Raw genomic sequence first — 12,398 nt, 5'->3', positions numbered from 1 at the left:
AAAAAAGCTCCAGATTTCTCTGAAGCTTTATTAAGTAGTCCGTGGGGGAATCGAACCCCCCTTACCAGGATGAAAACCTGGCGTCCTAACCGATAGACGAACGGACCTGCTTTGTTATTGCGGGTGCAAAAGTGCAACTATTTTTGGAATACACAAAGGTTTTTTGGAAAAACTTTTTGAATTATTTTAGGAAGGAAACACTTTTGGCAATTTTTAATATGGAATAATCGGAGTTGATGTTAACATATTTATTTGATTAATAATAGGTTGTTTTGTTTGAAACAAAAGGAATAAGGTGGTTTTGTTAAAATGAAAAAAAAACAATAAAATTCAAGCTTTTTTATTTTTGAAAGAATATTCTTGTGTTGTTTTTGCCTGCTTTAGAAAATAGTAAAAGCAAAAAAGCTCAAGATTTCTCTAGAGCTTTTGTAATTATAACTGAAAGTGTCTTTATTTCGACAAATTATTTTATTCCAAGATTCCCGTCAAAGGTGTTAAAGTCGTCACTTCTTTTTGGTTTGACAATCAATAAATGATACAGTTGATTACAGACTGATTTTAATTCGGGAATATTAGCATTGTCTAATGCTCTTGCTCCAAGTTCTATTAATTTGCTATGCTTAGAACTGTCATTAAAATCGCTTGGGTCTTTAAATCGCAACATATAGAAATAATTGATGTAGCTTTCATCCTGATTGACATAGATATTCTCTAAAAGACTTTCCAATTCTTTTTTCTTTTTGCGAATCAAATACTTATTGTTTGATTGAAGAAATTCCTTTTCGTTTTTTGTGATCTTTTCGTATTCTTCCTTTTGGCGCGGCGATCCTTTTTCTAGATAAAAAGTAAAAGTTTCTTTTATGCTGTGGTATTCGTCGAGCTCAAATAATATATGTTTGTGGCGAACAAGATCATCAAATTCCTGAATGTAGATTTTTTTCAATTCATCAATTTGATATTTTTTATCTGTTACTGCATCATCCTTATTTTCCAATGCTTCGTTGTAAAGGATTGTCAACGATTCTTGAGATCTTTTTAATTTGGCTAAATATTCATAATTCTCTTCCTGCTCTTCGCGTCTTATTTCTTCTAAAATGGTGTCTAAAGCATCTTTGATTTCTGCTACTAATTTCTCAATAGAAATTTTTCTTTGGTGCGGATTAAAGACTTCGTTTATTTCCAAATCAAGAGCGCCGATGTAAACATCAATACTAAGGTCGCGCGATTCCGAAACTTTAAAATTCAATTCAATATCCATTCCTTTCAGGAGGTCCTGCTCAAAATTACTGCCACAGATTTCAATATAACCGATAGAAAGATTACTTCCGACCATACTTCCTGCATTGCCTTCAACAACATTTATAATAAGTTTTTGATCGGAGTTTCGTAATATATTTTTAGAACAGGTTTTATAAATAGTCTTTTTTAAGGGCAGAATATCGTTTTTCTTAAAGATAATCTCCATGTGGCTTTTTCCGGTTTCTTCGTCTAATTCCAAGCAAATGTCATTCGGAATTGGCTGTCCCAGGATACTATATAAACCGTTTGTTATTTGAATATTCGGATTGCTGAATATTTGTTTTTGTTGATTGTCGAATAAAAATAATGTGAATTGATTGGTTGTTTTTTCTAACAACGGAACAAATTCAGCTATTTTTTTGTTTGCTTTTAAAAGTCCTGTATCAAAACCTCCATCGGCGCGGGTAATTCTGTAATAACCTTCAAATGATTCTCCCAAAAGAGCAACAATTAGTTCTTCAGAATCTTTAGAATGTGGCTCGTAGATTATTTCAACTTCAATATTGTTTTCTAGTGCAATAGGTTGTTGCGCAATTTCTTCATCAATTAATTCTGAAGGTTTTGAACCTGCATAATATGCTGCGCCAATCATTACGGCAGTTGTAGGATCTAAATTCGTTTCAATGTGAATTTGAGTTCGCTCTTGCAATTGCTGACGTATGTAGGGAATGTAAGTTGTACCGCCCACAAGTATAATGCGCTCAATATCTGAAAATTTCAAGTGATTTTCTGAAATTAATTTTTCAACCAAATGAAACGATTCTTCAAATTTAGGCTTAACAATTGATTCAAATTCTTTTCGGCTGATATCAATATCTAGCGAAATTGAAAGCTCATCAAAATCAATTTCAATGCTTGAAGTTTCTTTTATCGAAAGTTCTTTTTTTGCTTCTTCCGCTTTGTAAAGCAGCTCAAAAAATAGTTTGTTGTAAATCGGGTTTTCTTTAGCAATTATTTTCGACCAAAGATTATTTTCTTGAGTCGCTTTTTCGATTTTAGCACAAATGATTTTCTCTACAAATAATGTGTCTAAATCGACGCCTCCTAAGAAATTATTTCCCTTATGATCAAATACTTTAAGATCGCGTTCGTTAATGTTTACCAAAGCAATATCGAAAGTTCCGCCTCCAAAATCATAAACCAACCATTTTTGATCAGAAGTGATTTCAAGGTTTAAAGAATTAGAATATGCTAAACAAGCTGCGATGGGTTCTTGAAGTAAAACAATTTCTTCAAAACCAGCTTGATAACCTGCTTTTTTGGTAGCGTTGGATTGAATCGTATCAAAAGAAGCCGGAATCGTAATAACCGCAGATTTTAAACTTTCGCCTTGAGCGAAATTGATAAGTTCGTTTAAAACCATTGAAGACAATTCAATCGGGCTGATGTTTTTATCTAGATCTTTGATGAAATAAAGTTCGTCAGATCCCATTTTTCTTTTGAAAGATGAAAATACATTTTCGGCATTTATAACACTATGTTCTCTTGCTTTTTCGCCTATTTGAATGCGTCCTTTACGAAATGAAACTACTGATGGAATTGTATCCTTGAAACCAACAGGATTCTTATAAATACTGATTTTTCCATTATCATATTTTGCAATTCCTGAATTTGTTGTTCCTAAATCAATTCCGATATTGATATTCTTCATAATGCTATATTATTCTACTATAACTACTGCTTTTTGAACGAGTTGTAGCGTGTCGTTTTCTGTTTTGTAAATTGTGGGTCTAATAACTTTGGTTATTTTCTTCGAATTTGAATTAAGAATATTGGCTTCAATTGAGCTGTCTCTTTCATCATAATTTGTTCCAATTGGATTGATGATTTTATATCCTTTTTCTTCTAATTCGCTGTAAATTCTTTTCAGATTACGCTCAAAACCACCGAAGTTTTGTTCTGACGCCTTTTTTTCAATTTCAAACAGTTGGTTTATAATGACATTCATTTTTTAAAATCGGATTTTATGAATTAGCAATTTACAATTTATTTAATACGATATTAATTATCAATATTATTTTTTTATCATTGCTGTACTTAATTTTTTACAAGATGAATATCATTCAGTTGTTTTCTTTATTGGATTTGGAAAGAGATAAAATATTAGAATTTGGCTCTGAAGATTACATCCGAATTGAGAAGAAAATAAATTTCGAAAAAAAGATAAATCCAGAAATAGATGCTAAAACAAGCGAAAATTTAATTTTAGCATTGAAAGAATACAAAGAAGAGTTTTTGTTTGTGCTGTCGAACCGCATTCTCTTCAATTTTTTCACGCACAATGATTTTGCTAGAAATTATTTTTCAAGTTACAATTTGACGGTTTCTGATGAAAAAATGAAGCATTTTATTGCTGCTTTTTTAGCGGATGATTTGTTGTCTTTTTTCAGTTTTAAATTATCAAAAAATTGGTATCATTATTTTGAAGAACTTAGTCTTCTTTTAGATTTAAAAAGATATTTTCCTGAAGACACTATCTATAAAATGAATTTGCTTGTTTTTTCTAAAATTGATTTTGCAATTTCTCAATTAAATACGTTGAAAGGAAATGAAGTTTCAACTATTGTTTATATTAAACATGGATCATTTTATGGTTTATTATCTCATTTTGCAACAATTGACTTAGATCAAAAAATAAGTAATCTATTGTCGTTCGTCAGTGAATTTTATAATAAAAAAAAGAATGACGTTTTTTTTACTCATGTGATCGAATCAATGGTGTTTTATAAAGCCTTTAATGAACGCATAAATGAAGTTTTGATCAAAAATAAAAAAGCTGTATCTGTGAATAAAGGGGATGCAAGCAACGATAAACCACATCCAACATTTACAATAATTATGGCAATAGTTATTGCTTGTATTCCTTTTTTAGTGAGTAAATGTTCCTAAATTTATTTTTTATTTAATCTTTTGCAGAAGCGTTAAAAAGATTATGTTTGTGTTGTAAATTAACATTTAAGAATGAATATAATAGAGTTATTTGAGGAATTAAAAATAGATAAAAACAATGTTCTATTATTTTCATCCGAAGACATTATCCGAACAGAAAAACAAGTAAATGTTGAAAAAAGAATAAATCCGGATATAGACGTTAATGTGGCTAATAATTTGATTTTGGCCTTAAAAGAATATCGACAAGAGCTTTATTTTATAGTTTCAAACCGAATTTTATACAATCTTTTTTCCAAGAAAAATTATTCCCGAAATAATTTTCCTGCTCCTCAAAGAGAATATGATCCTGAAAAAATTAAATCTTTCATGTATCAGTTTCTTAATGATGATTTGGTATTGTTTTTTGATCAAAATTTGTCTCAAAATAAATTTGATTACATCAGTGATATTTTTGATTTCAAAGCCTATTTTCCTGAAGACGCGCTTTTTCAATTGAGTAAAAAGCTAAGTGGTAAAATGGATTCTATATTGGCAAATTTGAGCCAAATTAACTCCGTAAATATGTCGGCAATTCCGTATGCCGAATACAGGAGCTTTTACGTTTTGCTGTCTTATTTCAATTCTATCGAAATGGATAATAAAATCAGAAGTCTTGTAAATATAGCTTCAGGACGTTATAATGCCAATAGACAGTCTAATTTTTATACTACTTGCCTAATCGCAATGGAAGGATATGTTGCTTATGATGCAGATTTAAGAGGTATTTTGGTTAGTAATAGAGAGGTAGTGCTATCTAATATTAAAGACAGCGATTCGTCATCAAGTAGTTCAAGTGGAATATCTGGAAAAACCATATTTTTTATCATACTTGCTGCTTTAAAAATACTGTCATTATTTGCTAGGTGTTCACATTAATTTTAAGAATCTATAAAAAATAAAGCCTCAGATTGCTCTGAAGCTTTATTGGTAATTTTATATTATCTAGTATCAGATTTTTAAGCTGTTAAACAGATCGATAAGTTTTGGATCTGATGGTTTTGGTGCTCTTGGTGTCACAATATTGCCGTTGGGATCGATAAGAATAAATGTTGGGACTCCATGAACACCGTAATCTTTGATGATTTTTGAATTCCATTCATTTTCTGCCAATAATTGAATGCCAACTAATTGCTTTTCAGTCACAAATTTACTCCATTTCGGTTGATCCTTCATAGCATCAATTGAAATACTAACAAATTCAATATTTTTTTCTTTGTATTGTTCTTCGACTTTCTGAAGAAATGGAATTTCCGCGCGACAAGGACTGCACCATGTTGCCCAAAGATCAATGTAAACGTATTTTCCTTTCAGGCTTTCTAAAGTCGTTTTTCCACCTTTTTGATTTTCATAATTGAATGTTGGAGCCGGTTTTCCAGGTTGTGCTGAATTTGCTGCATTATAATTTGTGGTCAACGTTTGTTTGATATTTGGATCGTTTGTAATTGCTGAAAATTCCTGATATACTTTTTCATAATTTGGAATTTCAATACTAATATCGTTTGTTGAGTATTCAATTAATCGATTTTTTATGCTTTGACTTTTTAATGCCTTAATTTTTGGAATTGCATTTCTAGCTGTAACAAAAAAACTGAATTCATCTCCTTTTACATTTTCATAGAATTTTTTCAGTACGATTTCTTGATATTCACTTGAAAATAAGAAATCAGAATCGTTATCCAGATCTATTGTTTCGTCAATCTTCGGGTATGTTTCAGAAACTTTAAAATTATTTAATTGGGCATAATTGTAATGGTCTTTTTCATAGTAAAACAAATGCTTTTGTTCTAAAAAATAAATGCTTCGAGCTTCTTTTTCTTTGAAACCGGCGTCAGTAAATTTTGTTTTGCTGTACAAATTATGGACTGAAGTTTTTATGGACTGAAGTTTTTTCAGGAATTCATTTTCGTCAAGCTTGTAAAGTTCCCAATCTGGAATTGCAGAAGTTATAATCTGTTTTTGAGTTAGATATTGATTTTCGACGTTTCCTTTTCCTGTAAATTTTAAGGTTGGTGCCAAGTTTGAATCATCAGCATTAATTACCAATTTAGAATCTTTGGATAAATATATTGAAAAGTTGTTTCTCGTAGTTTCAATTTTGTAAATGCGATCAGGTTCTAAAGCCAAGTTTTCTGAAAAACTGCCATCTGGTTTTAGCTTGATTTCCTGGTCAAATAATTCTCCTTTAATTCTTATTGTTTTGTTTTCAGTATTTGTGATTTTGCCTGAAATGGTTGTTTTTTCTTCGGGAGTCATGAAGGAATATAAAACAACAGTTAGCAATAAAAGCAAGTTTTTTTTCATCTTTGGTGGTTTAGATAGTGGTCTTTTGGAATTAAAATCTTGTTAAAATTAACAATTAATTTTTTATAAATAAAGTAATAAAATGATATTTGTTACGGGTGGTGAGATTGGATAGTGGCGAAGAAATAAATATGTAAAAACCTTTAAACCAAAATTGAATATATGAAACCATTTTTTTCAGCGATTCTGTTTTTTCTATTGTTTAATGTCTACGCCCAAGATAAAAAAGCCGTGACTTGGATTAATGAAAATGCTATTAAAATTGAAGATGCGAATCCAGATACAAATCTTGCAATATTCAATGACAAAATCCCACAGAAATTTGCTAATGCGAAAATATTTGGATTTGGAGAAGCAACGCATCAAGGGAAAGAATTCTTTGATTTGAAGGCCAAATTCTTTAAATATTTGGTTGAAAACCATGATGTAAAAGTATTTGTAATGGAGGAGTCATACCCAGCCGAAGTTGCAATAAATGAATGGATTAGTGGCGGAAAGGGAAGCATCAAAAGTATTTTTAGCAATTTTAGTATTGGATTTTGGTGTTGTAAAGAGGTGGCAGATCTTTTGGAATGGATGAGAAATTATAATCTTAATAAAAGCAAGGACGAGCAAATTCGCTTTTATGGTATGGATGTGCAGTTTGTGAAAAATGTCAATCAAGAAATTAGAGGTTTAGTAAAAAAATATAATATTCCTGTAAGTGAAGAACTTCTTTTGGAAGTTGATAAATGTGCGGAAAAAAAAGTAGAATATGGTGTGCGTAATGATTGGGCGGACATTCAAAATCCAAAGCTTAACACGGTTGCTGCTATTTTACTTGATTTTAGAAAAAATACTAAAGAAGAGAATATTGATGAGATCAACGCTGCAATTAGAGCTTTGACTTATTTGTTACAATATACAGACTATGTACAACATCCATATAGCAAAGAAAGAGATTTAAAAATGTTTGAAAATGTCAAATGGATAACAGAAAATAAATCAAAAAATGGAAAAGCTTTTATTTGGGCGCATAATGCACATATTGATTTTGACGGATTTGATAATCCGGGCAGATTAAACAATGTCCCTAATCTTGGTAAAAATTTGAAAGAATATTATAAAGATGATTATTATAGTGTAGGATTTGATTTTGGAAAAGGTACGCAGGGTGGATATTTTTCAACAAATGGCGAAAAACCAGGTTGGAAAAAAATTGAATTAAATGAGCCATCATCAGGGACTTACGCCAAAACACTTATTGAAGCAAAAGATGAAATATACTTTATTGATATGTCTAAAGCCTTAGAGGGCTCTTCTTCAGATTTCTTCAAAAAGAAGTCTAAAATAGTATTTGCAGGTGGCGGAGGTTTTAATCCAAAAAATAATTATTTGAGGATAAAAAGGTTTTCAGAAACATATGATGGATTAATCTTTGTAAAAAACATTTCGCTCTCTACTACTAATTTGATTCAGAAATAAGGGTTTGCTCCAGAGAAGTCTGGAGCTTTTGTTTTTTTAGGTCTAAAAGAATATTTGTGAATTGTTTTATTGGCAATTTTTAAATTTTTCTGCTACTGGGAATTCTATAACATCTCTCTGAAATTAAATACGTTACATTTTGATCTCGTTTGTAACTTTAATATGAGTTAAAATATTCATATAAAAACTAAAGTTATGGCAGAAATTAAAATAGAAAAAAAGAAGCGAGTTTGGCCATGGATTGTCGCACTGCTTTTAATAGGGGCATTTGTTTATTACGTTTTTTTGAAAGATGATCAAGCGCAAAGAGAAAATACCATTGAAATTGAAAATGCTTCTGGTGACAGTTTGCAATAATGATAAGCAGAAAATATAAATTGTAAAATTGAGAAGAAACATGGAAAAAGATAAAAATTTATACAGATTAGATGAACTCACAGATTATAAAATAGCTTCAAACTATTCTGATGTAAGAGGATGGAAAATAGTCGACGCAGATAACCGTACCATTGGTAAAATCGATAACCTGTGGGTAAATAAAGATATGCAACGCGTGGTTTATCTGGATGTGAAAGTTGATAAAGCCTTAATTGATGATAGCCGTAATGAGGTGCACGATACAATTGCCTATGATAATGGAAGAGAATTTATGTACAAAGAAGGTGACAGCCATTTGATTGTACCAATTGGATCTGTGAACATTAATAGCGACACAAAAATTGTGATGGCTAACAATATTAGTTACGAAACTTTTAGAAGAACAGGAAGATATAATACACAGAATAATTTTGACAGAAACTATGAAAGAAGTGTATTAAAATCGTATTATGATGATGAAGAGTTTCGATCTGATTCTAAAAATGATGATGACACTTTTTATAGCCGAAGAGAATTCGATAATCGGTAATCAGGTTTACAGCAGGAAATTTTAAAAGGCCAGACATTTAATTATGTCTGGTCTTTTTAATTAGAAACAAAAGTTTTTATATTGATTCATATAATTGTCAATCAGATTAAAAAATCCTTTCAATGATTTATAATCTAAAAATTATAAATTTGAAAATAAAGGTGTATTATATTTAATTAGTTGCATGACTCAAAAATTACTAGAATGAAAAGACTCTTTTTGTCTGTATTATTATATTCATTTCAAATTTATGGACAGAATGCTGATTTTGTAAAAATGATAAATTTGATAATTGAGGAAATTAAGCCTCCTAATTTTAGATATATAAATCTTGAAGAGGAGAATTTAATTGAAAAAGAATTTGATTATAGTATTCAGGATTATCAAAAAAGAGAAATATTAGTTAAAGACTCACTTTTTCCGATTGAATTAATTACAGCACCAAAAAAAGAAAAAAATAGAATAAATTGGAAAAACTTTAAAATTAATAATTGTAAAATATGTTCTGAAAAAGATTGTGAACGTATCGTTACAAATTCAAAATATTTTATTGAAGTAAAAAGCAAATCAAAATATGACAGCATTGTAAATCTAATGATTCCGAATGTTGTTGTCTTACTTATAGATCCTAAATGGGGGAAACATAAAAAGGAATTGGAAATAAAAAAAGCTACTCAAGAAACAGAACGAATAAAGCAAAATATTGAAGATAAACTTTATTATAGTTTTTCAATTCCTGTTTTTTCAGAAAATAAAAAATATTTCAGGATTACAATTTATGAAGATAAAAAAAATAAGGGAGAAGGTAGTACAAAAATATATAAAATTGAAAATGATAAATTAGTAGAGATATTTGAATATAATCGATGGTCAACTTTGAGGACAACTGTAAACTGAAATTTGGTAATCACAGCTACTAAAAAGAAGATTTGAGTATTTTGAAAATAAAAAAAATGAAGAAAATAATTCTAATAGTAATTAGCTTAATATTCGCTTCTTGCGATTTTGTGAAAAAACAAAACAACAGCAGGTTTGATTCGATTTCAGAAAAAGATACTACGTGTTTAAATGATGTTAAAGAGGCGAAAAAGGATATTCAAAAAGGGAAACTAGTTTACTGTTATGTAATGGGAGGCCTTTTGTATCATGGATTACGTTCAGAAAAAGAGCTAACTTCAGTTTTAAAACAAAATAACATTGAATTTAGAGGTACTATAGTTTCTGATATTGTATACAAAGATCAAACACACTGTTATTGTGAGTTTATGGAGGAAAAGATTGTCGAAAAATATGGCAAGAAATTCATTGATTCTTTAAAAGATATTTCAGAAAAGATGTATCTGAAACGTATCGTAAATGATACGATATATTATGCCGACAGTGACAAATACCCGAATTATCCGAACGACAACGATGAACATCAAAATGAGTTTAGCGAAGTATTGCAAAAAGAAATACAAGATAAAATTACTTATCCAAAAGGCTATGTAAACAGAAAAAAAAGTGATGATTCAGCTTTTGTAAATATCCATTTTTACGTTAACAAAAAGGGGGAGGCTAAAATATTAAGTTTCTGGTTTGTATTTGATGTGAAAAGCAATTACGATTTTAAAAGAGATTTAGAAGCAGAAATTAAAAAATATATTAAAACAGAAAATTGGAAACCTGCACAAATAAGAGGAGAAAATGTAAATTCAGACATGATTTTTAGATTTTTTCTAAAATGAAAATAATTGCTCCCAATTGTGAAATTTTAAAAAGCGACAATGACAAAAATACGTTATTCTGAAATTGAAATTGCTGGCGGATTAATTTCTGCTTTAAATTTTGCATTTAAGAAAATGGGATCTGAATTAAGAGTCTCCAACGAAGATGATCCTAATTTTTTTCCTGGAGCTTTCGCCCAAATTGAGAAAAACAATAAGTTATCACAAATTTATATTGCTTCAGAAGAAAAACTTTATTTGCCTGACTTTTGGCGAGATGGGGTTTGTCTTGCCAATGGTGGTGTTAATGATATTGATCTACTTGTTGAATGCATTGATTATTGGCTGAATTCACAAGAAAGTACAAAGCAACTAGCAAATAATTTTTCCTTTGTTACGCCATATAAAAATGCAGCAGTTTTTGATGAAGGAAAAGAAGTTGAATATGCATGGAAATTAATTCTTAACAGCGAGTACAGTAAGGAAATTAGAAGTTTTGTTGAATTGGCAATAAATGACGAAATTTTATCTAAACTTTATCCGTTTACAAGTTTAATGACATTATGTTTTAGTCGTTGTACAGGTTATCCTTATACAGGTGATACGCCAACAATTACTCCAGTTTTTGAAACCGACAGATATCTTGTGAGAAATAGTGACGGTGATGAAATTGGTTCAGGTTCTGCAAGTGAGGCATTAAAAATGGTGCTTTGTAATTTACCCACAGATATTGGTCCTGCAGTAAAAGGAACAGCGGATGACTTGTAAAAAAAACTTGTTCTTGAATGCAATAGATATAAAAAAAACAATAAAATCTTTTTAATAAAAAAGCTCCAGATTTCTCTGAAGCTCTTGTTTCTTAGTAGCATAGCGGAAAGTATTCAAATATCTAATCAAATTTTTGGAGATTATTAAACGATTTTTGCATTAGCATCTTAAGTACAAAAAATATTTTCCATTAAGTTAATTACCCAAATCCGTTATAATTGCTATTAGCTAAAGTTTTTATTTTCTCTTTTCTAATTTAAGTATGACATTTCGATCTTTTGATTGATAATATTTCAATCTAATATAAACGTTTTCATCTATCACGCCTCCTTTTGATTTAGCGTTATTGTATCCAAAGTCAGTTAAGTCAAAATCTGAAAATTCGAATTTTACATTTCTAACTTTAAATCGCTCAGTATCGTGTCCAGATGACGGCATTCCATGAAAGTCAGTCACATAACCTTCTATTGATTTTAATCCATTGTTCAAAATGCTATAAGTTCGGTATATCTTTTTTGTTTGTAGAATGACCAGAAACACAAAAATGATGATTAAAGCATATTTGATTATGTGCGCTTTTGTTGTATCGAAGCTTTTGCTTTGCGATAAAAGATTCTGAATCAAATTTCCTTCTTTATCTTCTTCATTTCGGAGTCTATTAACTACTAGCCAATAAAAAACATAGGTATAATTATGAACCATGATTTTCGTATCACTTCCAAAATTCCAAAATCGTATATTATATCAAATTGCTTCATTAAGCTTGATTTTAAATTTTAACCGCTAGTGCGAGCGTCCAAGTTCGTCAATTCAAAGTTATTAAAGAATAGTCTAAACAAAAAAAAGCTCCAGATTTCTCTGAAGCTTTTGTTTTAGTAGCGGGAACAGGACTCGAACCTGTGACCTTCGGGTTATGAGCCCGACGAGCTGCCTACTGCTCTATCCCGCGATGTTCGGGTGCAAAGATACGCCGATTTTTGAGAATTCCAATGAAAATTTTAAAAAATCTTTTATTTTCCGTA

Annotated in this window: 12 protein-coding genes and 2 tRNA genes; 8 read left to right on the top strand and 6 right to left on the bottom strand. The window is 30.2% G+C overall.

The features are described from left to right. Nucleotides 1–35 precede the first annotated feature (35 nt). From AAYQ19_RS16235 to AAYQ19_RS16225, 3 genes are all read right to left on the bottom strand, one after another. A tRNA-Glu gene (locus tag AAYQ19_RS16235) sits at nt 36–107 on the bottom strand. Between the two features lie 356 nt (nt 108–463). Then, nucleotides 464–2,950 (bottom strand): Hsp70 family protein, encoded by a 2,487-nt coding sequence (locus AAYQ19_RS16230; protein ID WP_343537653.1) that lies wholly within the window; start codon nt 2,948–2,950, stop codon nt 464–466. Nucleotides 2,951–2,959: 9 nt separating this feature from the next. Further along, entirely contained in the window at nt 2,960–3,247 is a 288-nt protein-coding gene (locus AAYQ19_RS16225) for a hypothetical protein (RefSeq protein WP_343537652.1), read from the bottom strand. 104 nt (nt 3,248–3,351) lie between these two features. Here AAYQ19_RS16225 and AAYQ19_RS16220 point away from each other — a divergent pair, with 104 nt between their 5' ends. Both AAYQ19_RS16220 and AAYQ19_RS16215 read left to right on the top strand, forming a co-directional pair. Beyond that, a complete protein-coding gene (locus tag AAYQ19_RS16220) occupies nt 3,352–4,188 on the top strand; it encodes a hypothetical protein (protein ID WP_343537651.1) in 837 nt (278 codons plus the stop codon). Nucleotides 4,189–4,260: 72 nt separating this feature from the next. Further along, the gene (locus AAYQ19_RS16215) at nt 4,261–5,106 is read left to right on the top strand and encodes a hypothetical protein (protein WP_343537650.1); all 846 of its coding nucleotides are present in this window, start codon (nt 4,261–4,263) and stop codon (nt 5,104–5,106) included. Between the two features lie 72 nt (nt 5,107–5,178). Here the strand turns inward: AAYQ19_RS16215 and AAYQ19_RS16210 are convergent, their stop codons facing one another. Beyond that, nucleotides 5,179–6,531: a TlpA family protein disulfide reductase gene (locus tag AAYQ19_RS16210; RefSeq protein WP_343537649.1), complete on the bottom strand. Its 1,353-nt coding sequence runs from the start codon at nt 6,529–6,531 to the stop codon at nt 5,179–5,181. A 162-nt stretch (nt 6,532–6,693) separates the two neighbouring features. Between AAYQ19_RS16210 and AAYQ19_RS16205 the strand changes: the two genes are divergently transcribed. The 6 genes from AAYQ19_RS16205 (at nt 6,694) to AAYQ19_RS16180 (ending at nt 11,376) form a co-directional block, all read left to right on the top strand. Then, entirely contained in the window at nt 6,694–7,995 is a 1,302-nt protein-coding gene (locus tag AAYQ19_RS16205; protein WP_343537648.1) for an erythromycin esterase family protein, read from the top strand. A gap of 195 nt (nt 7,996–8,190) precedes the next feature. Next, complete coding sequence (locus tag AAYQ19_RS16200) at nt 8,191–8,352, top strand: hypothetical protein (protein ID WP_343537647.1); 162 nt, start codon at nt 8,191–8,193, stop codon at nt 8,350–8,352. A gap of 40 nt (nt 8,353–8,392) precedes the next feature. Then, nucleotides 8,393–8,902, top strand: coding sequence for a PRC-barrel domain-containing protein (locus AAYQ19_RS16195; RefSeq protein WP_343537645.1), 510 nt, complete (start codon nt 8,393–8,395; stop codon nt 8,900–8,902). 204 nt (nt 8,903–9,106) lie between these two features. After that, nucleotides 9,107–9,799: a hypothetical protein gene (locus tag AAYQ19_RS16190; protein ID WP_343537644.1), complete on the top strand. Its 693-nt coding sequence runs from the start codon at nt 9,107–9,109 to the stop codon at nt 9,797–9,799. Between the two features lie 41 nt (nt 9,800–9,840). Continuing rightward, nucleotides 9,841–10,629 carry a hypothetical protein gene (locus AAYQ19_RS16185; RefSeq protein WP_343537642.1) on the top strand — a complete coding sequence of 263 codons (789 nt, stop codon included), beginning with the start codon at nt 9,841–9,843 and terminating at the stop codon, nt 10,627–10,629. A gap of 39 nt (nt 10,630–10,668) precedes the next feature. After that, nucleotides 10,669–11,376, top strand: a complete 708-nt coding sequence (locus AAYQ19_RS16180; RefSeq protein WP_343537640.1) for a DUF6193 family natural product biosynthesis protein — start codon at nt 10,669–10,671, stop codon at nt 11,374–11,376. Between the two features lie 237 nt (nt 11,377–11,613). Here AAYQ19_RS16180 and AAYQ19_RS16175 read toward each other — a convergent pair whose 3' ends face one another. Beyond that, entirely contained in the window at nt 11,614–12,078 is a 465-nt protein-coding gene (locus AAYQ19_RS16175; protein ID WP_343537638.1) for a hypothetical protein, read from the bottom strand. Nucleotides 12,079–12,252: 174 nt separating this feature from the next. Next, nucleotides 12,253–12,325, bottom strand: a tRNA-Met gene (locus AAYQ19_RS16170). Nucleotides 12,326–12,398: the final 73 nt, after the last annotated feature.

This window comes from Flavobacterium mesophilum (assembly GCF_039581405.1).
GTDB lineage: Bacteria > Bacteroidota > Bacteroidia > Flavobacteriales > Flavobacteriaceae > Flavobacterium.
Note: the sequence above shows the minus strand (reverse complement) of the source record. Positions and strands in the feature narration are given on the sequence as shown.

Coding starts and splice junctions, on each gene's coding strand:
- AAYQ19_RS16230 (WP_343537653.1), bottom strand. CDS start 2,950: ATGAAGAATATCAATATCGGAATTGATTTAGGAACAACAAATTCAGGA.
- AAYQ19_RS16225 (WP_343537652.1), bottom strand. CDS start 3,247: ATGAATGTCATTATAAACCAACTGTTTGAAATTGAAAAAAAGGCGTCA.
- AAYQ19_RS16220 (WP_343537651.1), top strand. CDS start 3,352: ATGAATATCATTCAGTTGTTTTCTTTATTGGATTTGGAAAGAGATAAA.
- AAYQ19_RS16215 (WP_343537650.1), top strand. CDS start 4,261: ATGAATATAATAGAGTTATTTGAGGAATTAAAAATAGATAAAAACAAT.
- AAYQ19_RS16210 (WP_343537649.1), bottom strand. CDS start 6,531: ATGAAAAAAAACTTGCTTTTATTGCTAACTGTTGTTTTATATTCCTTC.
- AAYQ19_RS16205 (WP_343537648.1), top strand. CDS start 6,694: ATGAAACCATTTTTTTCAGCGATTCTGTTTTTTCTATTGTTTAATGTC.
- AAYQ19_RS16200 (WP_343537647.1), top strand. CDS start 8,191: ATGGCAGAAATTAAAATAGAAAAAAAGAAGCGAGTTTGGCCATGGATT.
- AAYQ19_RS16195 (WP_343537645.1), top strand. CDS start 8,393: ATGGAAAAAGATAAAAATTTATACAGATTAGATGAACTCACAGATTAT.
- AAYQ19_RS16190 (WP_343537644.1), top strand. CDS start 9,107: ATGAAAAGACTCTTTTTGTCTGTATTATTATATTCATTTCAAATTTAT.
- AAYQ19_RS16180 (WP_343537640.1), top strand. CDS start 10,669: ATGACAAAAATACGTTATTCTGAAATTGAAATTGCTGGCGGATTAATT.
- AAYQ19_RS16175 (WP_343537638.1), bottom strand. CDS start 12,078: ATGGTTCATAATTATACCTATGTTTTTTATTGGCTAGTAGTTAATAGA.